This window comes from Pseudomonas sp. BN411, from assembly GCF_029871235.1.
Lineage (GTDB): Bacteria > Pseudomonadota > Gammaproteobacteria > Pseudomonadales > Pseudomonadaceae > Metapseudomonas.
Genome location: NZ_SSOM01000073.1, coordinates 368,011 through 394,020, shown reverse-complemented (window position 1 = coordinate 394,020; position 26,010 = coordinate 368,011). Strand labels below are relative to the sequence as shown.

The following is a 26,010-nucleotide window of genomic DNA, read 5'->3' as shown; positions in this document are numbered from 1 at the left end:
GATCAGCGGCCGTAGCGCTGCTGACCCCACTCCAACATCGCCTGCAGCAAGCGATTCAGCACGGCCTGGGTCGGCACCGCGAGGTCTTCGCGATAGTCGAAGGGCACCTGCTCATCCATGTAGGTGCATTGCGCCAGCTCCAGCTGGACGGCATGGATGTGCTGGTCCGGCTGGCCGTAGTGACGGGTGATGTGGCCGCCCTTGAAGCGGCCATTGAGCACGTGGCTGTAGTCCTCCGCCTCGGCGCAAACTGCCACCAGGGCATCGGCCAGGCCCGGATCGCAACTGGCGCCGGCGTTGGTGCCGAGGTTGAAGTCCGGCAAGCGGCCATCGAACAGACGCGGGACGAAGGAACGGATGGAGTGGGCGTCGAACAGCATGGCGTAGCCGAACTCGGCCTTCATCCGCGCCAGCTCATCGCTGATGGTCTGGTGATAGGGCGTCCAGATGTCCGCCAGGTAGCGCGCCCGCTCCGCCGACGAGGGCTCCTCGCCTTCGTGGTAGAGGGGGTCGCCATCGAACAGGGTCGACGGGTACAGGCCGGTGGTGGCGGTGGCATAGAGCGGCTTGTCGTCGGCCGGGCGGTTGAGGTCGATGACATAGCGCGAGTACTGCGCCGCCAGGGTGCTCGCCCCCAGTTCGCCGGCGAAATCGTAAAGGCGCGGGATGTGCCAGTCGGTATCGGTGAGGTCCCAGCCGGCTTCCACCATTCCGGCTTCCACCGCCGGGGTCAGCAGGGTGCCGGGATGCGGCATGCTGATCAGCAGCGGCACGTTGCCGCGGCTGAATGAGAGAACGTTATCCACAGTCGATCTCCTGTCCGTGTCGAATCACCCGCTTGGGCAGGTCGCCACCCAGCCAGTATGCGAGTTCTGCCGGGCGCTGGATGTCCCAGGCGATGAAGTCGGCCACCTTGCCCGCCTCCAGGCTGCCGTGGCTGCCGGCCAGGCCGAGGGCCTTGGCAGCATGCAGGGTGGCGCCGGCCAGCGCTTCTTCCGGGGTCAGGCGGAAGGAGGTGCAGGCCATGTTCAGCATCATCCGCAAGGAAAGCGCGGGCGAAGTGCCAGGGTTGAGATCGGTCGACACCGCCATTGCCACGCCGTGCTTGCGCAGGGCATCGATGGGCGGCAGCTGGGTTTCCCGCAGCAGGAAGAAGGCGCCGGGCAGCAGCACGGCGACGGTGCCCGAGGCGGCCATGGCGATGGCATCGTCCTCGGTCATGTATTCCAGGTGGTCCGCCGACAGCGCCTGATAGCGTGCTGCCAGGCTGGAGCCATGCAGGGAAGACAGCTGCTCGGCATGCAGCTTCACCGGCAGGGCCAGTTCGCGGGCCGCCTTGAACACCCGCTCCACCTGGGCCGGGGAAAACGCCAGGTGCTCGCAGAAGGCGTCCACCGCGTCCACCAGGCCCTCATTGGCCAGGGCCGGCAGCATCTCGCGGCAGATGTGGTCGATGTAATCATCGGCGCGGCCGGCGTACTCCGGCGGCAGGGCGTGAGCCGCCAGGCAGGTGGCGCGTACGGTGATCGGCAGGGTCTCGCCCAGGCGCCGCGCGACCCGCAACATCTTGCGCTCGCTGGCCAGGTCCAGGCCGTAGCCGGATTTCACCTCCAGGGTGGTCACGCCGTCACGCAGCAACTGGCGGGCGCGGCGGGTGGCGCTCTCCAGCAGCTCGTCCTCACTGGCTTCACGGGTAGCGCGGACGGTGCTGGCGATACCGCCGCCCTGGGCAGCGATCTCGGCGTAGCTGACGCCTTCCAGGCGCTGCTCGAACTCGCGGCTGCGGTCGCCACCGAACACCAGGTGGGTATGGCAGTCGATCAGCCCCGGAGTGACCCAGGCGCCATTGAGGTCGACTTCCACGTCATAGGGGATCGACGGCAGTTCGGCACGTGGGCCGATCCACTCGATGCGCCCGGCGTAGGTCAGCAGCACCGCGTCTTCGATGATCGAGTACTTGCCGCCTTGCATCGTAGCGGCGTGGCAGTTGTGCCAGAGGTGTTTCATTGCAGGCCTCCGGTGCGAACGGAAATCCCTTCCAGCGCAGCACCGTCACGCAGCAGGTCGGCGGCACGGGCGATATCCGGTGCCAGCCAGCGGTCCTGGTCATAAGCCGGCACGTGCTCGCGCAGGGTTTCCCACGCAGCCGTTGTGCCAGCACCGAAGCCCCTCGGCTTGTGGAACTCGAAAGCCTGGGCGGCAAACAGATATTCGATGGCAAGGATTCGGCGGCAGTTCTCCACCGCCTTGCCCAGCTTGAGGGCGGCATTGGTGCCGAGACTCAGGTGGTCTTCCTGCAATCCGGAGGTGACGAAGTTATCCACAACGGCCGGCTGCGCCAGCTGACGGTTTTCCCCGACCAGGGCAGCGGCGACGTACTGGGCGATCATCATCCCCGAATTGACCCCGGGCTGGCCTACCAGGAACGCCGGCAGGCCACTGACCAGCGGGTTGACGAGGCGATCCAGGCGGCGTTCGGCAATGCCGCCAAGCTCGGCCACCGCAATCGCCAGCAGGTCCGCCGCCATGGCGACCGATTCGCCGTGGGGGTTGGCCTGGGAGACGACCTTGTAACTGTCCGGGGTCCCCAGCAGCAGGGGGTTGTCGTTGGCCGACGCCAGTTCGGTATCCACCTGCTTCGCGGCATGGGCCAGCTGATCACGGCAGGCACCGTGCACCTGGGGAATGGAGCGAATGCTGAGCGCGTCCTGCGTGCGGATGCCGCGACTTTCGGCGACCACTTCACTACCGGCCAGCAGGGCCAGCAGGTTGGCGCCCACCGCCTGCACGCCGGGGTACGGCTTGAGGGCGATGATGTCCGGATCGAAGGCGGCGATCTGTCCGCGCAGGGCTTCGAAACTCATGGCGCCGATCACGTCGGCCCAGCGCATCAGGCGTTCCGCGTCGTCCAGGGCCAGGCAAGTCAGGCCGGTCATGCAGGGCAGGCCGTTGACCAGGCAGAGCCCGTCCTTAGCGCCCAGTTTCACTGGCTGGAGGCCTTCGGCGGCCAGCGCTTCGGCGGCGGATACCACCCGACCGCGATAGCTCACTTCGCCAACGCCGAGCAGGGCGATGCCGACGTGGGCCATGTGAGTGAGGTAGCCCACCGACCCTTGGGACGGCACCTGTGGGGTGATGCCGCGCTCCAGCAGCGCCAGCAGTGCTTCCACCACCTGCCGCTGCACGCCGGAGCGGCCGTGGCTGTAATTGGCGATAGCACAGCAGATGATGGCGCGGGTCTGCTCGTCGGCCAGCACCGGACCAACGCCGCAGGCATGGCTGAGCAGGGTGTTGCGCGACAGCGTGGCGAACTGCTCAGCGGTCAGCACGACTTCACTGAGTGCGCCAAGACCGGTGCTGATCCCGTAGGCGCGCTCGCCCCGCTCGACGATCCGCTCGACGATGCCCCGGGCGTTGTCGATGCGCGCCCAGGCCGACGGCGTCAGCTCCAGGCGCGCGCCGTGGCGAGCCACGGCCACCACCTGGCGCCAGTTCAACGGCGAATCGCCCAGCAGGACTTTCTCAGGTAACGACATTCAGCTGTTCCTTACAGATTGGCCACGCGGCGCTGGACGAAGCGATCGACATAGTCGTCGGCCGGCTGGTGGAGGATCTCTTTCGGCGTGCCGACCTGGATCAGTTGGCCGTCCTTGAGGATGGCGATGCGGTTGCCGATGCGCACGGCCTCGTCGAGATCATGGGTGATGAACACGATGGTTTTCTGCAGGGTCTTCTGCAGCTCCAGCAGCTGTTCCTGCATGTCGGCACGAATCAGCGGGTCGAGGGCGCTGAAGGCTTCGTCCATGAGGATGATGTCGGTGTCCGAGGCCAGCGCCCGGGCCAGGCCAACGCGCTGGCGCATGCCGCCGGAGAGCTGGTGCGGGTAGGACTTCTCGTAGCCCTTCAGGCCCACGGTGGTGATCCAGTGCTGGGCACGTTCCAGGCAGTACTCTTTAGTCTCGCCGCGCACCTTGAGGCCGTAGGCGACGTTGTCGATCACCGTCTTGTGCGGCAGCAGGCCGAAGCTCTGGAACACCATGCTGATCTTCTTGCGACGGAATTCGCGCAGCTGCTCCATGTCGTAGCGCAGGATGTCTTCGCCATCGACCAGGATCTGCCCGCTGGTGGGGTCGATCAGGCGGTTGAAGTGACGCACCAGGGTGGACTTGCCGGAACCGGACAGGCCCATGATCACGAAGATCTCGCCGGCGCCGATGGACAGCGACAGGTCGTTGACCCCGACCACGCAGCCGGTGTTGGACAGCACGTCCGCTTTGCTCTTGCCCTGCTGGATCAGCGCCAGGGCTTCGTCGGCGCGCTGGCCGAAGATCTTGAATACGTTCTTGACGACGATCTTGCTCATGTTCTCGCCACTCATTTGCTGGCTGCGTGCCGCGAACGGCCGTAAGCCTGGGTGATGCGGTCGAAGACCACGGCCAGGATGACGATGGCCAGGCCCGCTTCGAGGCCCTTGCCGACGTTGAGAGTCTGGATGCCCACCAGGACGTCCTCACCGAGGCCACGGGCGCCGATCATGGACGCGATCACCACCATCGACAGGGCCATCATGGTGGTCTGGTTGATGCCGGCCATGATGCTCGGCATGGCCAGCGGCAACTGCACGCCGAACAGCTGCTGCCAGCGGTTGGCGCCGAAGGCGTTGATGGCTTCCATCACCTCGCCGTCAACCTGGCGGATGCCGAGGTCGGTCAGGCGGATCAGCGGCGGCGCGGCGTAGATCACGGTGGCGAAGATGGCCGGCACCTTGCCCAGGCCGAAGAGCATCAGCACCGGGATCAGGTACACGAAGCTGGGCATGGTCTGCATGATGTCCAGCAGCGGCATCAGCACCGCGCGCAGACGATTGCTGCGGGCCGCGAGAATGCCCAGCGGAATGCCGATCAGCACCGAGATGAAGGTGGCCACCAGCATCAGCGCGACGGTCTGCATCAGCTTGTCCCAGAGGCCGACGGCGCCCACCAGGAACAACAGGCCGGTGATCACCACCGTCGGCAGGATGCGCCGGGTGGCATGCCAGGCAATCCCGGCGACCACGATCAGCACCAGCCACCAGGGCGTGGCACGCAGCAGGCCTTCGAGGTAGACGATGGCGTAGAGCAGGGTGTCGGAGATGTGGCGGAACACGTCGCCGTAGTTGGTCACCAGGCTGTCGACCCAGCCGTTGACCCAGTCGGCGATGGAAAAGGTGAAGCGTTCAGGGAACATGGCTCGCTCCGGTCAGGTGGTGGGCCCTCTCCTCCCCGAGGAGGAGGGGCCAGGAATGGGGGAAGGCCCCGGCCTCAGAGGGCGGCTTCGATCTTCTTCGCCGCGTCTTCGCTAACCCAGGCGCGCCACACTTCCGGGTGTTCCTTGAGGAAGACCTTGGCCAGGTCCGCCGAATCCATCTTCTCTTTGGCCATCTTCGCCAGGTTCTGGTTCAGCAGGTCGATCGGCAGGTTGACCTTCTCCAGCACGGCCACCAGTTCCGGGGCCTCGTCATGGAAGGTCTTGGACAGGCCGACCTGGATGGTCACGCTCTTGTCCACGCCGGGCTTCTCCTCCAGCTTGACCAGGTCCGCCTGACCCATCAGCGGCGTCGGCGACCAGTAATAGAAAAGGATAGGCTCGCCACGGCGATAGCTCGACAACACGGCCGCATCCAGGGCCGGGCCGGTGCCCGGGCGGAAGTTGGTGAACTTCTCTTCCAGGCCGTAGCTCTTCAGCATTTCGGAGTTGTCCAGCTCGCAGGTCCAGCCAGCCGGGCAGTTGTAGAAGCGGCCCTTGCCCGGCTCCTCCGGATCGCGGAACAGTTCGGCGTACTGGCCGAGGTCGGCGATGGCCTTGAGCTGCGGCGCCTTGGCCTCGATGCCACGCTTGGCGTCGCCCTCGATCACATAACGCGGCACGTACCAGCCTTCGGTGGCGCCGACGATCGGTGCGCCCACGCCCACCACCTTGCCGGCGGTGGCGGCCTTGTTCCAGGCGTCGCTACGGCCGATCCATTCCTCGGCGAATATCTGGATATCGTTATTGCCAAGGGCTTGTTCCATGGTGATGGAGTTGCCCGGCAGGCTGTCGGTCTCGCAGCCGTAACCGTTCTTCAGCACCAGTTGCAGCACGTCGGTGAGCAGCATGCCGCTTTCCCAGTTGAGTCCGGCGAACTTCACCGGCTTGCCGGATTCGCACCAGCCCGCCGCCTGGGCGGAAGCCGCTCCAGCCAGCAGACCCGCCGCACACATGAGGCTCAACACTCGCTTCTTGAATTGCATGTTCCGACGCTCCTGAAACTTGGTAAGAGGATTAGGGCAGTTCAATCGGGGGCGACCACCGGCACTGGCCGGCGGTCGCTGCCAGTGACTGGCGCTTTTCTTGTTCTCCACCGGCGGCCTCTACCGGCCGCCGTGGGGTGTTACACGCAACGCACATCAGTCATCCAGACCTGCCGCGGGCACAGCAGAAACCCGCCCTTCCATGTGTCTCGGCCGTACCCACAACCAGTAGGCGATCACCAGCAGAGCAATCCAGACCATACCGACCCAGAGGGCCGCCTGGGTGTCCGGGAAATAACCGAGCACCGCGAAAACGAACAGCATGAAGCCGATGGCTGCGGCCGGAGCGGCGGGCCACAGGGGCACCGGGAATTTCAGTTCGGCCACTTCCTTCGCGCTCATGCCGCGACGCATGCCGACCTGGGCCAGCAGGATCATCAGCCAGACCCAGACAGTGGCGAAGGTGGCGATGGAGGCGATCAGCAGGAACACGTTCTCCGGGATCAGGTAGTTCAGCACCACGCCAATCAGCAGCGAGGCGCCCATCACCACCACGGTCAACCAGGGCACGCCATGGCGGGAGACCTTCGCGAAACCCGCCGGCGCCTGACCCTGGCGGGCCATGCCGTAGAGCATGCGGCCGGCACCGAACACGTCGCTGTTGATGGCGGAAACGGCTGCGGAAATGACCACGACGTTGAGGATGGCGGCCGCGGAGCTGATGCCCAGGCTGTCGAAGATCTGCACGAAGGGGCTGCCCTGGCTGCCAATCTGCGGCCAGGGGAAGATCGACATCAGCACGAACAGGGTCAGCACGTAGAACAGCAGGATGCGCATGGGCACGGCGTTGATCGCGCGGGGCAGCACGCGCTGCGGGTCCTTGGCCTCGCCGGCGGTGACGCCGATGATCTCGATGCCGCCGAAGGCGAACACCACCACGGCGAAAGAGGCGATCAGGCCGCTGATGCCGTTGGGCATGAAGCCACCGTGTTCCCACAGGTTGTGCACGCCGGTAGCGGCGGCTCCCTCTGCCAGGCCGAAGCCGAAGAACATGATGCCGAGGCCAGCCAGGATCATCGCCACGATGGCGCTGACCTTGAGCAGGGACAGCCAGAATTCCAGTTCGCCGAACACCTTCACGCTGCACAGGTTCAGCGCGCCGATGAAGAAGATGATGGACAGGACCCAGATCCAGCGCGGCACGTCAGGGAACCAGAAGCCCATGTAGATGCCGAACGCCGTCACGTCCGCGAGGCAGACGATGATCATCTCGAACGCGTAGGTCCAGCCAGTGATGAAGCCAGCCAGCGGGCCGATGTAGCTGCTTGAGTACTGGCCGAAGGACCCGGCCACCGGGTTGTGCACGGCCATCTCGCCCAGCGCGCGCATCACCATGTAGACCGCCGCACCGGCGATCAGGTAGGCCAGCAGAACCGCCGGCCCGGCCATCTTGATGGCCGATGCGGAACCGTAGAACAGACCGGTGCCGATAGCCGACCCGAGGGCCATGAAACGGATGTGCCGCGCACTGAGTCCGCGCTGCAGTCCGGGTTGTGTCGTCATTCCTCTGCACTCCTCATTGTTCTTGTCGTGCACTGGGTGACGGCCGCCCCTCCCCAGGGGCGGCCGGATTGCGTCAGAAGCTGGGCAGCAGGCCCACCGGTACGAGTGCGTTCAGGCAGCCGCTGGCGAGCAGGTCGCTGGCGGTCTCGATGTCCGGCGCGAAGAAGCGGTCTTCCTGGTAGTAGGGAACCTTGGCGCGCAGCAGGCCACGGGCTTCTTCCAGCTTCGGCGAGCTCTTCAGGCCCTCACGGAAGTCCAGGCCCTGGCAGGCGCCCAGCCATTCGATGGCGAGGATGCCGCGCACGTTGTCTGCCATGGCCCAGAGGCGCTTGCCGGCGTTCGGCGCCATGGACACGTGGTCTTCCTGGTTGGCCGAGGTGGGCAGGCTGTCGACGCTGGCCGGATGGGCCAGGGCCTTGTTGTCGCTGGCCAGGGCGGCGGCGGTGACCTGGGCGATCATGAAGCCGGAGTTGACCCCGCCGTTCTCCACCAGGAAGGGCGGCAGCTGGGACATGTGCATGTCCATCATCAGCGAGATACGGCGCTCGGACAGCGAGCCGATCTCCGCGATGGCCAGCGCCAGGTTGTCAGCAGCCATGGCCACCGGCTCGGCGTGGAAGTTGCCGCCGGAGATCACATCGCCCTCTTCGGCGAACACCAGCGGGTTGTCGGATACCGCGTTGGATTCGATCTCCAGCACCTCGGCAGCCTGGCGCAACTGGGTCAGGCAGGCACCCATGACTTGCGGCTGGCAGCGCAGGGAGTACGGGTCCTGCACCTTGTCGCACTTCTCGTGGGAACGGGCGATCTCGCTGCTGGCGGTGAGCAGGTCGCGGTAGGCAGCGGCGACATCGATCTGGCCGCGCTGGCCACGGGCCAGATGGATGCGCGCGTCGAAGGGCGAGCGGGAGCCGAGCATGGCTTCGACGCTGAGGCCGCCGCAGACGGTGGCGCCGGCGAACAGGTCCTCGGCCTCGAACAGGCCGCGCAGGGCGTAGGCGGTGGAAACCTGGGTGCCGTTGAGCAGGGCCAGGCCCTCCTTCGCGGCCAGGGTCAGCGGCTCCAGGCCGGCAATCGCCAGGGCCTCGGTGGCCGGCAGCCACTGGCCCTTGTGACGGGCCTTGCTCTCGCCCAGCAGCAGCAGGGACATGTGCGCGAGCGGTGCCAGGTCGCCGGAGGCGCCCACCGAGCCCTTCAGCGGGATGTGCGGATAGACCTCGGCGTTGATCAGCGCCACCAGGGCGTCGATCACCTTGCGGCGAATGCCGGAGAAGCCGCGGGCCAGGCTGTTCACCTTCAGCAGCATGATCAGACGCACCATGGCGTCATCCAGCGCTTCGCCGACACCGGCGGCGTGGGACAGCACCAGCGAACGCTGCAGCTTTTCCAGGTCGGCCGGGGCGATGCGGGTCGAAGCCAGCAGGCCGAAACCGGTGTTGATGCCGTAAGCGGTGCGGCCTTCGGCAATGATGTTCTCGACGCAGGCGACGCTGGCATCGATGGCCGCACCGGCGCTGGCATCCAGGGCCACGCGCACGGGGGCGTGGAAGGCCTGGCGCAGTTGCGCCAGGGTCAGGGTTCCGGGTTTGAGGTTCAGCGAATTCACACTCAGGCTCCTTTGCCAATCATCGGCAGGTTCAGGCCCTGCTCACGAGCGCAGTCTATGGCGATCTGGTAACCGGCATCGGCATGACGCATCACGCCGGTGCCAGGGTCGTTGGTCAGCACGCGGGCGATGCGCGCGGCGGCTTCGTCGGTGCCGTCGCAGACGATCACCATGCCCGAGTGCTGGGAGAAGCCCATGCCCACACCGCCGCCGTGGTGCAGCGACACCCAGGTGGCACCGCTGGCGGTGTTCAGCAGGGCGTTGAGCAGCGGCCAGTCGGAAACGGCATCGGAACCGTCCTGCATGGCTTCGGTTTCGCGGTTCGGGCTGGATACCGAGCCGGAGTCCAGGTGGTCGCGACCGATGACGATCGGGGCGGACAGTTCGCCGCTGCGGACCATTTCGTTGAAAGCCAGGCCGAGCTTGGCGCGCAGGCCCAGACCAACCCAGCAGATACGTGCCGGCAGGCCCTGGAAGCTGATGCGCTCGCGGGCCATGTCCAGCCAGCGGTGCAGGTGGGCGTCGTCCGGGATCAGTTCCTTGACCTTGGCGTCGGTCTTGTAGATGTCCTGCGGATCACCGGACAGGGCAGCCCAACGGAACGGGCCGATGCCGCGACAGAACAGCGGGCGGATGTAGGCCGGAACGAAGCCGGGGAAGTCGAAAGCGTTGGCCACGCCCTCTTCCTTGGCCATCTGGCGGATGTTGTTGCCGTAGTCGAAGGTCGGGACGCCGGCCTTCTGGAAGTCCAGCATGGCCTGTACATGCACAGCCATGGACTGCTTCGCGGCCTTGACCACTGCAGCCGGTTCGGTCTGAGCGCGGTCGCGGTACTGCTCCCAGGTCCAGCCGATCGGCAGGTAACCGTTCAGCGGGTCGTGGGCGCTGGTCTGGTCAGTGACCATGTCCGGGCGTACGCCACGGCGCACCAGCTCCGGCAGGATTTCAGCAGCGTTGCCCAGCAGGGCGATGGAGATCGCCTTGCCCTCGCGGGTGTACTTGGCAATGCGCGCCAGGGCGTCGTCCAGGTCGGTGGCCTGCTCGTCGACATAGCGGCTGCGCAGACGGAAGTCGATGCTGGTCTGCTGGCATTCGATGTTCAGCGAGCAGGCGCCGGCCAGGGTCGCGGCCAGGGGCTGGGCGCCGCCCATGCCGCCGAGGCCCGCGGTCAGGACCCACTTGCCGGTCAGGTTGCCGTTGTAGTGCTGGCGGCCTGCCTCGACGAAGGTTTCATAGGTGCCCTGGACGATGCCCTGGCTGCCGATGTAGATCCAGCTGCCGGCGGTCATCTGGCCGTACATGGCCAGGCCCTTGGCGTCCAGCTCGTTGAAGTGTTCCCAGGTGGCCCAATGCGGCACCAGGTTGGAGTTGGCGATCAGCACGCGCGGGGCGTTGGCGTGGGTCTTGAACACGCCGACCGGCTTGCCGGACTGCACCAGCAGGGTTTCGTCTTCGTTCAGCTCTTTCAGGGTCTCGACGATCTTGTCGTAGCACTCCCAGTTGCGCGCCGCGCGACCGATGCCGCCGTAGACCACCAGTTCCTTCGGATTCTCCGCCACCTCGGGGTCGAGGTTGTTCATCAGCATGCGCAGCGGCGCTTCGGTCAGCCAGCTCTTGGCGTTCAGCTTGTTGCCACGCGGGGCGCGGATTTCGGTGTCACGGAATTTGGTCATGCCTGGCTCCTCGTAGGGTGGTAGCGGCGGGCAGCGTTACTGCCTGACTGCGCGGGAAAAGCAGCGCACATCTGCACACATATAAACTTGTACATACAAGCATATGCAAGCAAGAGGCCAAATCCTCATGGGTAATTGGCAAAGGCAGGGAAAAGCCCCGTGGAACAAGGGCTTCCACCATGAAGATGTATAGACAAGTAAAGCAGAGGGGAGAGACGAACGCTGTTACCGCACACGAGAAATGCCCGCTTTCGAAGCGGGCGTGCGCCGAAGTGGGGCCTTAGGTAACAGTCACTTCAGGGAAGCATCGAGATGCTGGGCGACATCCGCAGGCACCCAGGTCGACCAGATTTCCCGGTGCTCACGGAAGAAGGCATCTGCCACGGGACCCGCATCAGCGTGCTCCTCGGACATCCGCGCGAGGATGCCGTTGAACAGCGGCAGCGGGATTTCCACCTTCGAGAACGCCTGAACCAACGCCGGCGCCTTCTCGCGCAGGTCGCGGGAAACACCGATGGAAATCTTCGCCGGCAACGAACGGGTACCGATGGGCTTCGGGTTGTTGGGGTCGATCAGGGTTTCCCAGGCCTTCTGGTCGAAGGGAGGCTCCTCCAGCTGCACCAGCTTGTAACGCCCCATCAGCGGGGTCGGCGACCAGTAGTAGAAGAGAATCGGCTGCTGCTGGCGGATCGCCGAGCTGATGGCCGCATCCAGCGCCGGGCCGGTGCCGGTGCGGAAGTTCACGTAGCTGTCTTCCAGGCCATAGGCCTTGAGCTTCTGGCTGTTGACCCCTTCGCAGGTCCAGCCGGTGGGGCAATTGTAGAAACGGCCCTTGCCGGGGGATTCAGGGTCCTTGAACAGCGCCTTGAAGCGCGGCAGGTCGCTGACCGAGCGCAGTCCGGCAGCGGGCGCGCCCTCCCCTTTCACCAGGTATTCCGGCACCCACCAGCCCTCGGTGGCGCCCTTCACCGGCTCGCCGACGGCGAAGACTTCACCGGCCGCTTCGGCCTTGCGCCACAGCTCGCTGCGCCCGGCCCACTGCTCGGCGATTACCTGGATATCGTTCTGCCGCAGCGCGTTTTCCATGGTCAGGGTGTTACCGGGCAGCACGTCGGTCTTGCAGCCGTAACCCTTCTCCAGCAGCACCCGCAGTACTTCGGTGGCGAACATGCCGCTTTCCCAGTTCAGCCCGGCCAGCACCACGGGCTTGGGATAAGGGCATTCGGCGGCTTCGGCTTCCAGCGAAGCCGGCAGGACCAGGGACAGGACGATGGCAGCGAGAACGCTGTGGCGGGGCATGGAAGGCTCCGGTAGGCGTGACGGGCGACAGGATTAGGTTTAGACCCTGTGGCGCGGTCGTGCCCGGACCCTACAACAAACTCAGGTCCCTACCTGGCTTTTGTAGGTTGCGGCTGAGCTATGCGAAGCCCAACGCTCACGGTCACCCCGCACGTTGGGCTTCGTTCCTCTGCCCAACCTACGGCAGGCCTGCGGCCTGCTTGGCGAATGAATTCGCCCCTACAAATGAATCGGCCGTGTGCCTTAGCGCGGCGTCAGCTCGATCAGGCAGCAGGCGCCCTTGCCATCCAGCTTCAGCTCGGCCAGCGCGCCGGATGCTTCGATATGCAGGCAGTCATGGCGGCCGAGCACCTCGGATGCCTGGCCATCGATCGCCAGGCTCGTTCCTGCTTCGGCGGCGAACAGCAGCACGGTGCTGGCAGAAGAAAACAGCTTTATCCCGCCGTCCGCCCGCAGCCACTGCAGACGAGCGGAGTAACGCTTGGGCGAGTAGATGAGGTTGAAATCGCGGATCGGCCCGTCGATCAGCTCGCACTGCACCGTGCTGCCGCCATCGAAGGCGAAGGCGTCCAGGCTGGTGAGGTCGCGGGAGCGTTGGCCATCCACTTCCAGGCGCATACCGGCGCCTTCCAGAACGGTGATCACCCGCTGATAGCCAGTGAAAGCGGAGAAGCCGCCGGACTCGCCGACATCGGCGATGGACAACCGCCAGCCGAAGCCGTCGAGTCCATCACCCGCGTCGCGGGCGATTTCCAGGGTGGAACCCGCGCCGTTCTTCCACGGCATACGAGGGTAGTCGGCGGCACGCAGCAGGCGGGATTGGGTCATGAACCGAAACGTCCTTCGAGGCGGTAGCGGGAACCGGGGTAGAGCAGGCGCGCGCTGGTCACGGTATTGCGCCCGGACCAGGTGCGACGGCGAATCAGCAGGCAGGGCTCACCGCGCTCGATCTGCAGCAGCTTGCACTCCTCAACGTCGGCCAGGATGGCCTCGACCACATGCTCCCCCTCGGTCAGCGGCGCTACGCTGGACAGGTAGGCGTACGGCGTCTGGCTAGTGAAGTCCTGCTTCAGGTAATCGGGGGCGACCGCTGGATTCACGAAGCGATCTTCGATCTGCACCGGCACATCGTTCTCGAAGTGCACGATGCGCGAGTGGAATACGCGTTGTCCTTCGCGCAGGTCGAGCGCCAGCGCCCGCTCCGGGCCCGCCACTTCGTCGACCAGGCTGACCACCACGCAGTGATGGCGATGACCACGGGCTGCGATCTCTTCGGCGATGTTGTGCACTTCGAACAGGGCCGACTGGCCCTTGGGTTCGGCGACGAAGGTGCCGACGCCCTGCATGCGCACCAGGAAGCCTTCGGCGGTCAGCTCGCGCAGGGCGCGATTGATGGTCATGCGGCTGAACCCCAGCTCGTTGACCAGCTCGCTCTCGGAAGGCACCCGATAATGCGGCGGCCATGCGCCGCTCTGGATCTGCTGGCTGATCATCTGTTTGACGCGCGCATACAGGGGCGCAGGTGCCTCCCCTATCTGGGCGGCCAGCGAAGACGGTGCATTGGGCGAACTGGGCACGGGAAACTCCTTGTCGGCGAAGAGGCAAGACCCTGGATGGCAAACAGGCGTAGCCCCGAACCGGCTGCCCGCCTCCGGCATGTACCGGATTCGACAATTCCAGACAAGTGCGCGACTGACGTGAGTTTACGTCACCCACAAACGTCTGTATATGTATATACAAATAAAACAACCCACCCCTCGGTGCCTCACCATGTCCGCTTTCTTCGCAGAACGCGCCCTGCTGCCGCAAGGCTGGGCTCGCAATGTCCGCTTCGAAGTTTCTTCCGACGGCCTGATCGAAAAGGTGCTGGCCGATGCCGATGCGGCAGGTGCCGAACGTCTGCAAGGCCCGGTTTTGGCGGGCATGCCGAACCTGCACTCCCACGCCTTCCAGCGCGCCATGGCCGGGCTGGCCGAGGTTGCGGGCAACCCCAATGACAGCTTCTGGACCTGGCGCGACCTGATGTACCGGCTGGTGGGCCGGCTCGATCCGGAACAGGTGGAAGTCATCGCCCGGCAGCTCTATATCGAGATGCTCAAGGCGGGCTACACCAGCGTCGCCGAATTCCACTACGTGCACCACGATGCCGACGGTCGCCGTTACGCCGACCCGGCCGAACTCTCCCTGCGAGTCAGCCAGGCCGCCCGCGACGCCGGCATCGGCCTGACCCTACTGCCTGTGCTCTATAGCCACGCCGGCTTTGGCGGACAGTCACCGAATGATGGGCAGCGCCGCTTCATCAACAGCACCGAAAGCTACCTGGCCCTGCAGGAACGCCTGCACGCGGAAATTGCCCGCCGGCCGAACCAGCAACTGGGCCTGTGCTTCCACTCGCTGCGCGCGGTGACGCCTGAACAGATCAATGCGGTTCTGGCGGCGGAACAGGGCTCGCGTCCCATTCATATCCACATCGCCGAACAACAGAAGGAAGTGGACGACTGCCTCGCCTGGAGCGGCCGCCGGCCGTTGCAGTGGCTTTACGAGAATGCCCCGGTGGATGAGCGCTGGTGCCTGGTCCACGCCACCCACGCCGAGCAGGACGAAGTGGTCGCCATGGCGTCCAGCGGTGCCGTGGCCGGGCTGTGCCTGACCACCGAAGCCAACCTCGGCGACGGTATCTTCCCGGCGGTGGACTTCCTCGCCCGGGGCGGCCGCCTGGGCATCGGCTCCGACAGCCATGTCTCGGTGAGCGTGGTGGAAGAACTGCGCTGGCTGGAATACGGCCAGCGCCTGCGCGACCAGCGCCGCAACCGCCTCTATCGCGCCGACCAGCCGCAGGTCGGCCGTACCCTGTTCGATGCGGCCCTGGCCGGCGGCGCCCAGGCCCTCGGTCAGCCCGTGGGCGCCCTGGAAGTCGGCAAGCGCGCCGACTGGCTGGTGCTGGATGGCAACGACCCCTACCTCGCCACGGCAGAGGGCGATGCCCTGCTCAACCGCTGGCTGTTCGCCGGCGGCGACCGTCAGGTACGCGACGTGATGGTCGGCGGGAAGTGGGTGGTGCGCGATGGCCGGCATGCGGCCGAAGCGGAGACTGCGAAGGCCTTTGCCGGAGTGTTGCGAGAAGTCCTGCGCTAACGCCGGGCGCCAACTTCCGTAGGTTGCGGCTGAGCTACGCGAAGCCCAACACCATCGTGCGAAACGATGTTGGGCCGCGCTGCGCTTGGCACCAACCTACGGGTGATGCGCCGAATCGTTGAGGGCGCTGTCCGGCGTGCGCCAGATCAGCAGGTCGGTGTCATACCCCTGCTCTTCCGCCACTTCCAGCAGTTGCTCGCGGGTCTTCTCCGACACCACCGGCGTGCGCGACAGCAGCCAGAGATACTTGCGATCCGGATTGCCCACCACGGCGGTGCGGTAGTCGTCGTCCACGTAGAGCACCCAGTACTCGCCTTTGGCGACGCCCGGCAGGAGCCGGGAGAACCAGTTGTCGAAGCGCACCCAGAGCTTGTCGGTGTGGCCGGCCACCTGGGGCACGGCGTTGCCACTGACTTCCTTCCACTCGCCATCCAGCGTGCGGCAACGGTTCAGCACGCCCAGGCTGCCGTCGTCCCGCAGGTTGTAATGGGCTTCGGACTGGGCGCAGCCGCGCTGGAAGAACATCGGCAGCCGCGCCAGTTCGTACCAGGTGCCCTGGTAGCGCATGAGGTCCACCGTCTCCACCGTGCGCGGCGGAACCGGGCCCTCGCCATGGCTGGCGCAGCCGGCCAGCAGCAGGGCCGCCAACAGCGCGGCTGCACGCTTCACTTGAGCCCCTTTCCAGAGAACATCAGCACCTTCTCGCCGGCGTACTGCACGCTGACGAAGGCCTTCTCGTCGCCCCAGGTACAGCTGGTGAAGCCGACGGCGCCGGAGCACTCGGTCGGGCTGCCGAGCAGTTGCTCCACCTCGGCCTTGGTCATGCCGGACTTGAGCTTGGAATAGTTCTCCTGGTTGAGCTTGTTACAGGCGGCCAGCACCAGGCAGCAGGACAGGACAGCGAGGGTACGAAGGGACATGAAGCACTCCTTGGCGGATAGAACGCGACCGGCCTGTCTGAGCCGGTCGCAAGATTGTTCCATTCGATTCTAGAAGCGCGAACCGGGTTCCCGCAGGAAAGTGCTTTCTTCGTCGCTGGAAGGACGGCCGAGAACGGCGTTGCGATGGGGAAAGCGACCGAAGCGGGCAATGACCACCCGATGGCGCTCGGAGAAATCGAGGAAGTTCTCGAACAGCGATCGCTCGACGGCGTCTGCGCTGTCCAGCAACAGGCGGTAGCGGTAGAGCGCGCGCTCCTGGCTGGCCAGGTTTTCGGCGTGTTCCAGCACCAGGTAGATGAACACCTGGCGAATCGGGCTGAGATGCCGGTCCAGGCCGCGAGCCAGGCCGTCAGCCACCAGCGCCTGGGCGCGGGCGTCGCCGGCGAAGCCGCGGGGGTCGTTGCGGAAGATCATGCGGGGCAGCTGGTCCAGCAGCACGACCAGCGCCAGCCAGCCATCCGGCTGTTCGGCCCAGTCGGCGAGACCGCCTTCCAGGGCCTGTTCCACCAGGCCGCCAAAGCACTCGCGGGCTTCGGCATCCTGATGGTCCTTCTTGCCGAACCACAGCCCGTGGCGCGCCGCGGCGGTCTGACTGGCGGAGGCCTCAGGTCCGAACCACCAGTCGAGCAGCGGCTGCCAGGGCTGCATGGGTTACTCCTGGTGGTAACCGGTGACGCGGGCGACTTCTTCCTTGGAACCCAGGAAGACCGGCACGCGCTGGTGCAGGGAGTTGGGCTGAATGTCGAGGATGCGCTGACGGCCATCGGTGGAGGCGCCGCCGGCCTGCTCGATGATGAAGGACATCGGGTTGGCTTCGTACATCAGGCGCAGCTTGCCGGGCTTCTCCGGCTCACGGGCATCCCAGGGGTACATGAAGATGCCGCCGCGGGTCAGGATGCGGTGCACGTCGGCCACCATGGAGGCGATCCAGCGCATGTTGTAGTTCTTGCCCAGGGCGCCTTCCTTGCCGGCCAGCATTTCGCTGACGTAGCGCTTCACCGGGGCTTCCCAATGACGCTGGTTGGACATGTTGATGGCGAACTCGGCGGTGGTTTCCGGCACACGGATGTTGTCGTGGGTGAGCACGAAGGAACCCAGCTCGCGATCCAGGGTGAAGCCCTTCACGCCGTCGCCCAGGGTCAGCAGCAGCATGGTCTGCGGACCATAGATGGCGTAGCCGGCGGCAACCTGCTTGGTGCCCGGCTGCAGGAAGGCCTGCTCGTTGAGCGCATCGTTCTGCGAGAGGTGCTGCTCAGGGCAACGCAGTACCGAGAAGATGGTGCCCACCGACACGTTGACGTCGATGTTGGAGGATCCGTCCAGCGGGTCGAATACCAGCAGGTAGGCACCCTTGGGGTACTTGCCGGGGATCTGGTAGGCGTTGTCCATTTCCTCGGACGCCATGCCGGCCAGGTGGCCGCCCCACTCGTTGGCTTCCAGCAGGATCTCGTTGGACATCACGTCCAGCTTCTTCTGCACTTCGCCCTGCACGTTTTCGGTGCCCATGCTGCCGAGCACGCCGCCCAGCGCGCCCTTGGACACCGCATGGCTGATTTCCTTGCAGGCGCGCGCGACGACCTCGATGAGGAAGCGCAGATCGGCAGGAGTGTTGTGGCTTCGGGTCTGCTCGATCAGGTAGCGACTCAGGGTAACGCGGGACATGAAATGGCTCCGGAGGGTGGAAAAATGCGCGCAGTTTAGCGCGAGTCGTTTCTCAATGCCTCTCAGCGGGATAGAAGGCGCTGAAATGGCGGTAATGTCAGCCTGACAGGGGCTGCGAATTTATCTGACGCTGGTGTCGGCCACTGGTTCATCCGTCAGTCGGCACCCGATGCAGCCAGTCGCTGCACCTGGTTCCGGCCGTTGCGCTTGGCGTCGTACAGCGCGGCGTCTGCGACCTGCATCAGCTCCTCCAGCGTCTGCCCCTGGGCCGGCCAGACGGCCAGACCGGCGGAGAGGGTCACCGACAGCAGCCCCTCGCGGGTGGGCAGCGGCTGGCCAGCCAGCGCCTGGCAAAGCGCCTGCAGACGGACGAATGCCTCATCGCCGGCGGCACCGGGCAGCAACAGGAGGAATTCTTCGCCGCCGATACGGAACACCGCATCACTGCCACGCAGGTTGCTGGTCAGGTGGATGGCCACGGCGCGCAGCACGTCGTCGCCCACCAGGTGGCCGTGGCGGTCATTGAGCTGCTTGAAGTGGTCGAGATCGATCAGCGCCAGGGAAATAGGTGTGCGCTCGCGCTGGCTGCGGGTCAGTTCGCGGGCGAACAATTCGCCCAGGTGGCGGCGGTTGTAGAGGCCGGTCAGCGGGTCGCGCAGGGCCTGCTCCTGCAACTGTTCGTGCAGGCGGGTGATGGTGCGCAGGCGCTCCTCGCTGGTGGCCAGCGCCTCGGCCAGCTTGAGTTCGCTGCAATGGCGCTCGGTGATGTCACGCAGGTAGAGCATCTGTCCGAGGATGAAGGTACCGCTCCGGGTCACCCGCTCGATATCGCGGGAGCGCACCTCGAAATAGCGCGAGGAGCTGGCCGGGATCAGCAGCATCTCCCGCTCCCCCGCCGCCAGCATCGCCTCCAGTTCCAGGCCGTAGACCGGCCACTTGGACAGGACCGTGCCCTGCCAGGACGCAGACTGCCCGGCGAGTTCCAGGGCGGCGGGGTTGGCGTCGATCACCCGGCGCTGCGGGTCGACCACCAGCACCGGATCGGGCAGTTCCTCCAGCAGCAGGTGGCGCGCGACCGGCAGCAGGTCGAACAGGCGCACACCGAGGATCAGGCAGGCAAAGGCCACCAGGGTGAAGGCGAAGCTGAATGGCGTGGGATCGAAGCCGAACAGGGTCCAGCCGAAGACTACATAGCTCAGGTTGGCGCCCCAGGGCACGCAGGTGACCAGCACGAACGCCAGGTAGTGCCGCCGGTGCAGGCCGTGGCTGGCCAGGGCGGCGCGGGTCACCACGGCCAGGCAGAAGATCATGAAGACGTAGACATAGATGGCCACAGCATCGAACAGCGGGCCGTGGTCATAACGAATGGCCGCGCCCGGACTGTCGTCCATCGGCAGGGTACCGGGGCCGTAGAACAGCTGGTGCCAGGGGTTGCTCAGGGCCATGGCCGAGGCGACCAGCGGGCCGATGCCCAGCAGCAGGAAGCCGCGCAGCGTCAGGGGCTCACGGATGCTGTTGACGAACTGCCAGAGGAACACCGCCCAGAAGGTCGGCACGCCGATGATCCCCGGCCAGGCCATGCTGGCCCAGAACACCTTGCACTGCGGCCCTTGTGCGGCAAGCTCCAGCCCCGCTGCGGCGAGCCACCAGCAGATGCCGGCATGCAGGACGATGAAGCTCTCTCGGCCAGGAAAGTGGCGCTGGCGGCTCACCCAACGCGCCATCAGGATCACCCCGATGCCGACCGCGAGGGTCAGCGCCACCGGCCAGCTGAAGCTCCAGCCACCGGACAGGCAGGCGTTCATCGCCGGGCTCCGGGGAGCTTGGCAAGCGACAATACGGGGTGCGAATGGGACTGCTTGAGGCTGGTCACTGGCCGTCCTGACCTGAAAAAGGGCCGTCTGCTGCGGCCCGTGGAATGACAGGACAAAGATACATCAAAACGCCAGCACTGCCGCCTGCAAGCCGCGTCACTCATCAGGAACGGGTGGCTGGCCGGCGCAGCAGGCTGAACGCCATGACGCCCAGCAGGCCGACGCCCAACAGCAGCACGGCCCAGAGGCCGACGCGCTTCCAGACGATCTGCTCGGCAGTCTGCCGTTCCGCCGGGTGTTCGCCGACCTGCGCCGGTATCGCCACCGCCTCGGCGCGGCCCATCTTCTCCAGGCTGGAAGCGTCGAAGCCCGGCACCAGCGTGGCCAGGGGCAGCTCCGTGCGGCTGGCTTCGGCATTGCCCAGCGCCAGGGTGAACGGCGGGTTGCCACGGGCGAGGAACACCACCTGGGTGGCATGCATACCCACCTCCAGGCGCGGCACCTGCTGGCCGAAGCCGCCGGCACGCTGGTCCACCGTCAGGCGCAGCTGCTTGACCGCCATCCAGCCCGGCAGGTCCAGTTCCTCCTGGGCCACTTCCTTGCCGTCCTGGGGCAGGCGGTAGAGCAGGCCCGACGCCAGCGGCTGCCATTGCGGCGCGCCGTCACGACGCGCCTCCACCTGTATCGGCAGCAGGCTTCCTGGCCGCTCCACGGCAATGCGCAGACGCTCGATGGGCAGCCCCAGGGGCAGGTCCCAGAGGTACTGGCCATCCTTGCTGCTGACCGGCTCCAGCGGTGCCGACCAGGCCATCGACGCCGGCAGGCTCTCGCGACTGGCGCTCACCACCTTCACGGCGGTCAGTTCTGGGGCTTGCCGCGGGCTCTGCCAGAGCAGGCGCAGATAGCGCGCCGGGCGTCCCGGCAGGGTCACTTCGCGCTGGTCGATGCGTTGATCGGCAAAGGACAGCCGGGCCACCTGGCCATCGCCCCAGGACTCCCAATGCTGCAGGTCATCGCTGGCCTCGATGCTGAAACGCTGGAAGCCTTCGCCACCACCGTTCCAGTCCAGGCTGAGCTTCTCCAGGGGCGCCTGTACGCCGCTGGCGTCCAACAGCCAGCCGCGCAATTGCTCGCCAGCCGAAGCCGGGCTCTCCGGCACCACCTGCACCACCGTCCCCGTGGTGCTGCGCTCAATTCGCACACTGGGCAACCCCGCCGCACTCTCGGTGGAGCCGTGCAGGGGGAACCAGCGCAATGGATGCTCATGACGGGCGCGACGTTCACTGGCGCTGCTGCGGGTCAGGGCGTAGGCCAGGGCCTCACCCTCGGCGTTGAACACCCGCAGGTCGCGCAGGTCGGCATGGCGCGCGGCGAAATGCAGGGCCATGGGCATCTCCAAGCGATACCAGGGCCCCTGGCCTTCCACGCGCAGTTCGACGCGGGTGGTGAAATCCTCGGGTTGCTCGGCGGCGAGCAGCGGCTGGCAAAGCAACCCCAGGCCAGCCAACAGGGCCAGTCCGGGGCGGCGCAGGGAAGACAAATCGATCATGCGTTGACCCGCTCCTGTTCAGGTTCCGCGCGCCTGGGCGGCAGGGGCGCGAAGTAGCCGACGACCAGCAGCAGGACGCCGACGCCGATGAAAGACACGATGCGCTCCAGGCCACCGCGGTTGCCCAGTTCGACGAAGAACAGCTTGGCCACCACCAGCGCGATCAGCACCGCACCCACCAGCCAGAGCTGGCGCCAGGCGCGCAGATGACCGACCACCATCAGGCCGAGGGCGATGCTGGTCCAGACGATGGACAGCCCGGCCTGCACCAGCATGGAGTCCAGCTGCGCCTCCAGTTGGTAAGGCACACCGCCCCAGTGATGCGCGCAACGGAATACCGCCGCCGTGGCCAGGGCGAACAGCGACACGCCCGCCACGCCCTGGATCAGCCAGGCCGGCAAGTCAGGCAAGCCGAACCGGGGCAGGCAGTCACGCACCCAGAGGTAGGCGCCCAGCAGCGCGAACAGCAGGCCCAATTCCAGCGGATTGAGCAGCGGCAAATAGGGCAGCGGCTCTGCAGCGCCATCGCTCCAGGCGTTGGCGATCCAGAACCAGGCCAGCATCAGCAGTGCCAGCGGTAGCGAGGCCCACAGGCGGTACTCCCGTGGATAGGCCGCCACCGGCCAGGGCAGGCGCGGACGCAAGGCCACCAGCAGCAGCCAGGCACTCGGCAGCAGCGCCCAGCCCAGCCACCGCCAGGCGTTGTACTGCTCGGACAACAGCATCAGCAGGTAGCGGAGTTCCAGCGCCAGCACGCCGAGCAGCAACCAGCACCCCAGCACATGGGAAGCGCTGCGCGCCCCGCTGGGCAGGAGTCCATCCAGCCTGCGCAGCGCCAGCAGGTGCACGACGAACAGCGCGCCCCAGCCCGCCCAGCCAAAGCTCGCCGCCGGGTGGTACTGCGGTTCCCAGGCCACCGCCAGCGCCGCCACACCCGCCGGCGCCACCACCAGGCACAGCAGCGCCAGGGCACGCCATTGCTCGCGGCCGGCCAGCCAAGTCGTGAAGAAGGCGCTCGCGGACGCCAGCAACAGGGCCAGCGGCACCTGCAGTTCGGGCGCGGCGAAGCGGCCGATCTCCGCCAGCCAGGCCAGGGCCCACCAGCCGGCGCTCCAGGCCAGCAGCAGCTGCGCCAGGTGCGCGAGGCTGAGGCCACCCATGGCCGCCTCCGCCCGAGCCGCCCGTTGCAGGCGCCAGGCACCAACGAAGGCTGCCAGCGCCAGCACCGCCGGCGTCCAGAAACCGGCATGGGCCAGCGGGCGCAGGCCTTCACCACTCAGCTCACCCAGCAACAGCGGACTCACCGCGAGGAAGCTGAAACCGGCCAATAGCTGCAGGAACAGGCCAAACCAGAACGCCGCGCGCTGTTGCAGATACAGGCTGAGCCAGAGGATCAACAGACCGCTACCCGCCCACACCGCGCCAGCGGTACGCCAGGGCAGCACGAACAGCACCGCCAGGTTGACGAAGGCCAGCCCCGCCAGCAGTACCAGCGACAGGCTCCGCAGCAGCCGCACATCCGCACGCGCCAGCGGGTGACGGGCGGCCAACAGCATCCCGGCGATCAGCGCCAGGCCGATGAGCGAAGCCACCATCAATCCGCGCCACCCCGGCACGGCACCGCTGCCAAGGCCGGAACCGTCCAGATCAAGCAGGAAGATGGCGCCGCCAAGCAGTTGCACCGCGAAGGCGCTGAACAGGAAAGCGCGGGAGAGCAGGCGAAGCCCGACGAAGATCGTCGCCAGCCCCGCCAGCGCCCAGGCGATGGCCGTGCCTTCGGCTGCAAAGCAAAGCGGCGCCATCAGGTAGAGGAACGCCAGCCCCGCACAGGCGAACACCGGCGCACTGCGCTGCTCCAGCCCCGTAGCCGCGTCGACAGGCGCCCGGCGCAGTTGCCAGAACACGAACAGCAGCGCCGCACCCAGCATCAACGCGCCCAGGGGTGAGCCATCCAGCAGCGTGTAGCTGCCCGCACGCAGCCCACCGAGGAAGGCCACCGCCGCGCCAAACTGCAGCAGCAAGGCGAACGCCCGCGCCAGCGGCCGGCCCTGGCGCAAGCCGAGCCAGTAGATGCCGGCGCCTTCCACCGCCCAGGCGGCGGAAGTCCAGCGGGCGTCCAACCCCAGGGGAATCGCCAGACTGCCGAACACCACGCCCAGCGCCAGGCAGGTTTCCACCAGCAGCAATGCGCGGCCAGCGGTGCGGCCCGCCAGAATGCGCGCCAGGACGATGTAGAACAGGCCGAGGGCGAGGGCACTGAAGGCGGTGCCGAACTCGATATGGCGGATCAGCGCCACCTGCAGGCCGAAACCGATGATCGGCGGACCGAACAGCACGGTGCCGTCCACCGTGTCAGCCTGGCGCGCCGACCAGCGCAGCAGCTCGCCACGCTCCTCTGGCGCATCCGCCGCCTCGGCCAGCTTGCGCCGGGCAAAGAGCAGGCCGATACCCACGTACATCAGGAAGAACAGCACCAGGAAGGGCTCGGTGCTGGCAAAGAGCTCCGGCCGGTAGGAACGCAGGCCCCAGGCGAAGCCAATGCCGAAGGTGCCGACGAAGCCGATCAGGTTGAGCAGGCGCCAGGCCTTGAACCAGGCGATGGCAAAGATGCCCGCATTGAGTAGCGCGAAGTAGCTGAACAGCGCCACATGGTCGCCGCTGCCGCTGGAGGTGAGGATGGGCGCGGCAAAGCCACCCAGCGCCGCAGCGGCGGCAAGCCCCAGGGCGTCCTGCGCCACCGCGAGGATCGCGGAAAACAGGGTGACCGCCACCAGCAGGCCGAAGGCCATCTTCGGGTCCAGCAACGGGTGTAGGCGCATGGCCGCGAATACCGTCAGGTAGAGCACGGCGATCCCGGCACCCTGAAGCATCAGGCCGTAATTGGGATTACGCCGGCGTAGCCACCAGCCGAGCCCCAGCAACGCGATGGCGGCCAGCGCCACCCCGGCGTAACGCAGCTCCACCGGCACCACCATGCCTTCGGTGGCGTAGCGCAGCAGGAAGGCCAAGCCGAGGAACAGCAGCACAACGCCGATGCGCAGCACGGTATTGCCACCGAACAGCCAGTTGCGGGCGGCGGCAAAGCCCCGTTCGAGCAGGGAGGGCTCGCGAGGCTTGGGGGGAATCGGTGGCGTCCGGCGTGGTGCCCCGGGGCGCGCTTCCTGGCCCCAGGCGTCAGCAGCAGCGGCGGCAGGAGCAGGCTCGGGGGCCGGTTCGGCCGCAGCGGTGGGTTGTTCCAGCACGTCAGCCGGCAGCTCCCAGACCAGATCGCTGTCGTCAGGCACCCGTTCAGGCGCGGCCTGCGCCGCTGGCGCCACCGGCTCGGCAACGGGAGGCGCCGCCTCAGCTGGCTGCGCCCCGCCCTGCTCCACCTTGAGCAGACGCTCATGAATGGCCTGGGTGCCTTTGTCGAAGCGGGCGGCGAAGCTGGCCAGCGACTTGCGCAGCTCGGCGTTCTCCCGCATCAGCCACTGGAGGCGAATGGCCTGCCCCAGCCCCAGGCCCATCAAGCCGCCGAGCAGGGCACCCGTGACGCTTTCATCTATCCCGGCCCCGAAGGCCAGGCCAATCAGCATGAAAATCCATTGCATGCAGCGATTACTCAGATGGTTGGGCAGGTTGGCCGCATTCCTCGCGACCGGTATCAGCTAGAAGCTACAAGAGAACCGGCATCGTCCCCAATAAGAGACGTCTCAGTTCTGACTCACAGACACAGAAGATTCCTACAGCTCAGCACAACACCGGCACAAATCCGCAGAGACAAAGGGAAATTTCATGTTCCCCGACGGGAAACTGTTCACTTTTTCACCAACATCGCTATGATGCCCGCCCTTCTCCCCTAGCCTGCTCGCCGACCATGAAGACCATGATGATCGTCGGTGCCGACCTCGACCGGACGGACACCTGGATCAAATACGAAAAAACCATGTGCCACGCCTGCGTTTCCAGTTGCTGCACCATGCCGGTCGAAACGCGCCTGAGTGACCTGATCCGCCTGGAACTGGTGGCCGAGTTCGAGCGTGGCGAGCCGCCGAAGAACATCGCCAAACGGCTGATGAAGGAAGGCGTGGTAGAGCGCTTCAACCAGAAGTCCGGCATCTTCACCCTCACGCGCATGGGCAACAACGACTGCTACTTCCTCGACCGCAAGAGCCGTCTGTGCACCGTCTACGACAAGCGCCCGGAAACCTGCCGCAACCACCCGCGCATCGGTCCGCGCCCAGGCTACTGCGCGTTCAAGCCCAAAGACTGACGCCCCCTCTCCCGAAGGGAGAGGGAGCAGTCCGCACGGAATCTAGCCGCTGCGCTTTCCCTGTGGGGGCGATTTCAATCGCAAAGGGCTGCGCAGCAGCACCAACCAACCCCCGAGCGGCGACTCGCCCTCACCCCAACCCTCTCCCGAAGAGAGAGGGAGCAGTCCGCGAGGAATCTAGCCACTGCGCTTTCCCTGTGGGGGCGATTTCAATCGCAAAGGGCTGCGCAGCAGCCCCAACCAACCT

At 66.3% G+C, this 26,010-nt stretch carries 21 protein-coding genes; 2 read left to right on the top strand and 19 right to left on the bottom strand.

Going from position 1 to position 26,010, the window contains the following annotated elements:
• Positions 1-2 precede the first annotated feature (2 nt).
• From hutG to hutC, 12 genes are all read right to left on the bottom strand, one after another.
• The gene (gene hutG / locus E8F06_RS19785; protein WP_280370261.1) at positions 3-806 is read right to left on the bottom strand and encodes an N-formylglutamate deformylase; all 804 of its coding nucleotides are present in this window, start codon (positions 804-806) and stop codon (positions 3-5) included.
• Positions 799-2,007 (bottom strand): imidazolonepropionase, encoded by a 1,209-nt coding sequence (hutI, locus tag E8F06_RS19780; protein WP_280370259.1) that lies wholly within the window; start codon positions 2,005-2,007, stop codon positions 799-801. The genes hutG and hutI overlap by 8 nt, the downstream gene beginning before the upstream one ends.
• A complete protein-coding gene (gene hutH, locus E8F06_RS19775) occupies positions 2,004-3,536 on the bottom strand; it encodes a histidine ammonia-lyase (protein WP_280370257.1) in 1,533 nt (510 codons plus the stop codon). The genes hutI and hutH (E8F06_RS19775) overlap by 4 nt, the downstream gene beginning before the upstream one ends.
• Positions 3,537-3,547: 11 nt before the next feature.
• Complete coding sequence (locus E8F06_RS19770; protein WP_280370255.1) at positions 3,548-4,378, bottom strand: glycine betaine/L-proline ABC transporter ATP-binding protein; 831 nt, start codon at positions 4,376-4,378, stop codon at positions 3,548-3,550.
• Entirely contained in the window at positions 4,375-5,226 is an 852-nt protein-coding gene (locus E8F06_RS19765; protein WP_280370253.1) for a proline/glycine betaine ABC transporter permease, read from the bottom strand. The genes E8F06_RS19770 and E8F06_RS19765 overlap by 4 nt, the downstream gene beginning before the upstream one ends.
• A gap of 74 nt (positions 5,227-5,300) precedes the next feature.
• A complete protein-coding gene (locus E8F06_RS19760; protein WP_280370252.1) occupies positions 5,301-6,269 on the bottom strand; it encodes an ABC transporter substrate-binding protein in 969 nt (322 codons plus the stop codon).
• 156 nt (positions 6,270-6,425) lie between these two features.
• Positions 6,426-7,832, bottom strand: a complete 1,407-nt coding sequence (locus E8F06_RS19755; protein ID WP_280370250.1) for an amino acid permease — start codon at positions 7,830-7,832, stop codon at positions 6,426-6,428.
• Between the two features lie 73 nt (positions 7,833-7,905).
• Complete coding sequence (hutH, locus tag E8F06_RS19750) at positions 7,906-9,444, bottom strand: histidine ammonia-lyase (RefSeq protein WP_280370640.1); 1,539 nt, start codon at positions 9,442-9,444, stop codon at positions 7,906-7,908.
• Positions 9,441-11,111 (bottom strand): urocanate hydratase, encoded by a 1,671-nt coding sequence (hutU, locus tag E8F06_RS19745; protein ID WP_280370248.1) that lies wholly within the window; start codon positions 11,109-11,111, stop codon positions 9,441-9,443. Before hutU ends, hutH (E8F06_RS19750) begins: the two co-directional genes overlap by 4 nt.
• 291 nt (positions 11,112-11,402) lie before the next feature.
• The gene (locus tag E8F06_RS19740; RefSeq protein ID WP_280370246.1) at positions 11,403-12,410 is read right to left on the bottom strand and encodes an ABC transporter substrate-binding protein; all 1,008 of its coding nucleotides are present in this window, start codon (positions 12,408-12,410) and stop codon (positions 11,403-11,405) included.
• 243 nt (positions 12,411-12,653) lie between these two features.
• Positions 12,654-13,238, bottom strand: a complete 585-nt coding sequence (locus tag E8F06_RS19735; protein WP_280370245.1) for a HutD family protein — start codon at positions 13,236-13,238, stop codon at positions 12,654-12,656.
• Complete coding sequence (hutC, locus tag E8F06_RS19730; protein WP_280370243.1) at positions 13,235-13,987, bottom strand: histidine utilization repressor; 753 nt, start codon at positions 13,985-13,987, stop codon at positions 13,235-13,237. The genes E8F06_RS19735 and hutC overlap by 4 nt, the downstream gene beginning before the upstream one ends.
• 193 nt (positions 13,988-14,180) lie before the next feature.
• Between hutC and E8F06_RS19725 the strand changes: the two genes are divergently transcribed.
• Entirely contained in the window at positions 14,181-15,545 is a 1,365-nt protein-coding gene (locus tag E8F06_RS19725; RefSeq protein WP_280370241.1) for a formimidoylglutamate deiminase, read from the top strand.
• A gap of 96 nt (positions 15,546-15,641) precedes the next feature.
• On the opposite strand, the gene E8F06_RS19720 is transcribed toward E8F06_RS19725, so the two are convergent.
• The 7 genes from E8F06_RS19720 to E8F06_RS19690 all read right to left on the bottom strand — a co-directional run bounded on the left by E8F06_RS19720 (position 15,642) and on the right by E8F06_RS19690 (position 25,101).
• On the bottom strand, positions 15,642-16,214 hold the full coding sequence (locus E8F06_RS19720) for a lipocalin family protein (RefSeq protein WP_280370239.1): 573 nt from the start codon (positions 16,212-16,214) through the stop codon (positions 15,642-15,644).
• Positions 16,211-16,465, bottom strand: coding sequence for an outer membrane protein assembly factor BamE (bamE, locus tag E8F06_RS19715; protein WP_280370236.1), 255 nt, complete (start codon positions 16,463-16,465; stop codon positions 16,211-16,213). The genes E8F06_RS19720 and bamE overlap by 4 nt, the downstream gene beginning before the upstream one ends.
• Positions 16,466-16,534: 69 nt before the next feature.
• Positions 16,535-17,134, bottom strand: a complete 600-nt coding sequence (locus E8F06_RS19710; RefSeq protein ID WP_280370234.1) for a DUF924 family protein — start codon at positions 17,132-17,134, stop codon at positions 16,535-16,537.
• Positions 17,135-17,137: 3 nt separating this feature from the next.
• Positions 17,138-18,148, bottom strand: coding sequence for a class 1 fructose-bisphosphatase (locus E8F06_RS19705; RefSeq protein WP_280370233.1), 1,011 nt, complete (start codon positions 18,146-18,148; stop codon positions 17,138-17,140).
• Positions 18,149-18,303: 155 nt separating this feature from the next.
• Positions 18,304-19,953, bottom strand: coding sequence for a histidine kinase N-terminal 7TM domain-containing protein (locus tag E8F06_RS19700; protein WP_280370231.1), 1,650 nt, complete (start codon positions 19,951-19,953; stop codon positions 18,304-18,306).
• A gap of 172 nt (positions 19,954-20,125) precedes the next feature.
• Positions 20,126-21,511: a DUF3999 domain-containing protein gene (locus E8F06_RS19695; RefSeq protein ID WP_280370229.1), complete on the bottom strand. Its 1,386-nt coding sequence runs from the start codon at positions 21,509-21,511 to the stop codon at positions 20,126-20,128.
• Positions 21,508-25,101 carry a DUF2339 domain-containing protein gene (locus E8F06_RS19690; RefSeq protein ID WP_280370227.1) on the bottom strand — a complete coding sequence of 1,198 codons (3,594 nt, stop codon included), beginning with the start codon at positions 25,099-25,101 and terminating at the stop codon, positions 21,508-21,510. Before E8F06_RS19690 ends, E8F06_RS19695 begins: the two co-directional genes overlap by 4 nt.
• A 266-nt stretch (positions 25,102-25,367) precedes the next feature.
• On the opposite strand from E8F06_RS19690, the gene E8F06_RS19685 reads away from it, so the two are divergent.
• Positions 25,368-25,763, top strand: a complete 396-nt coding sequence (locus E8F06_RS19685; protein ID WP_151137937.1) for a YkgJ family cysteine cluster protein — start codon at positions 25,368-25,370, stop codon at positions 25,761-25,763.
• Positions 25,764-26,010 lie beyond the last annotated feature (247 nt).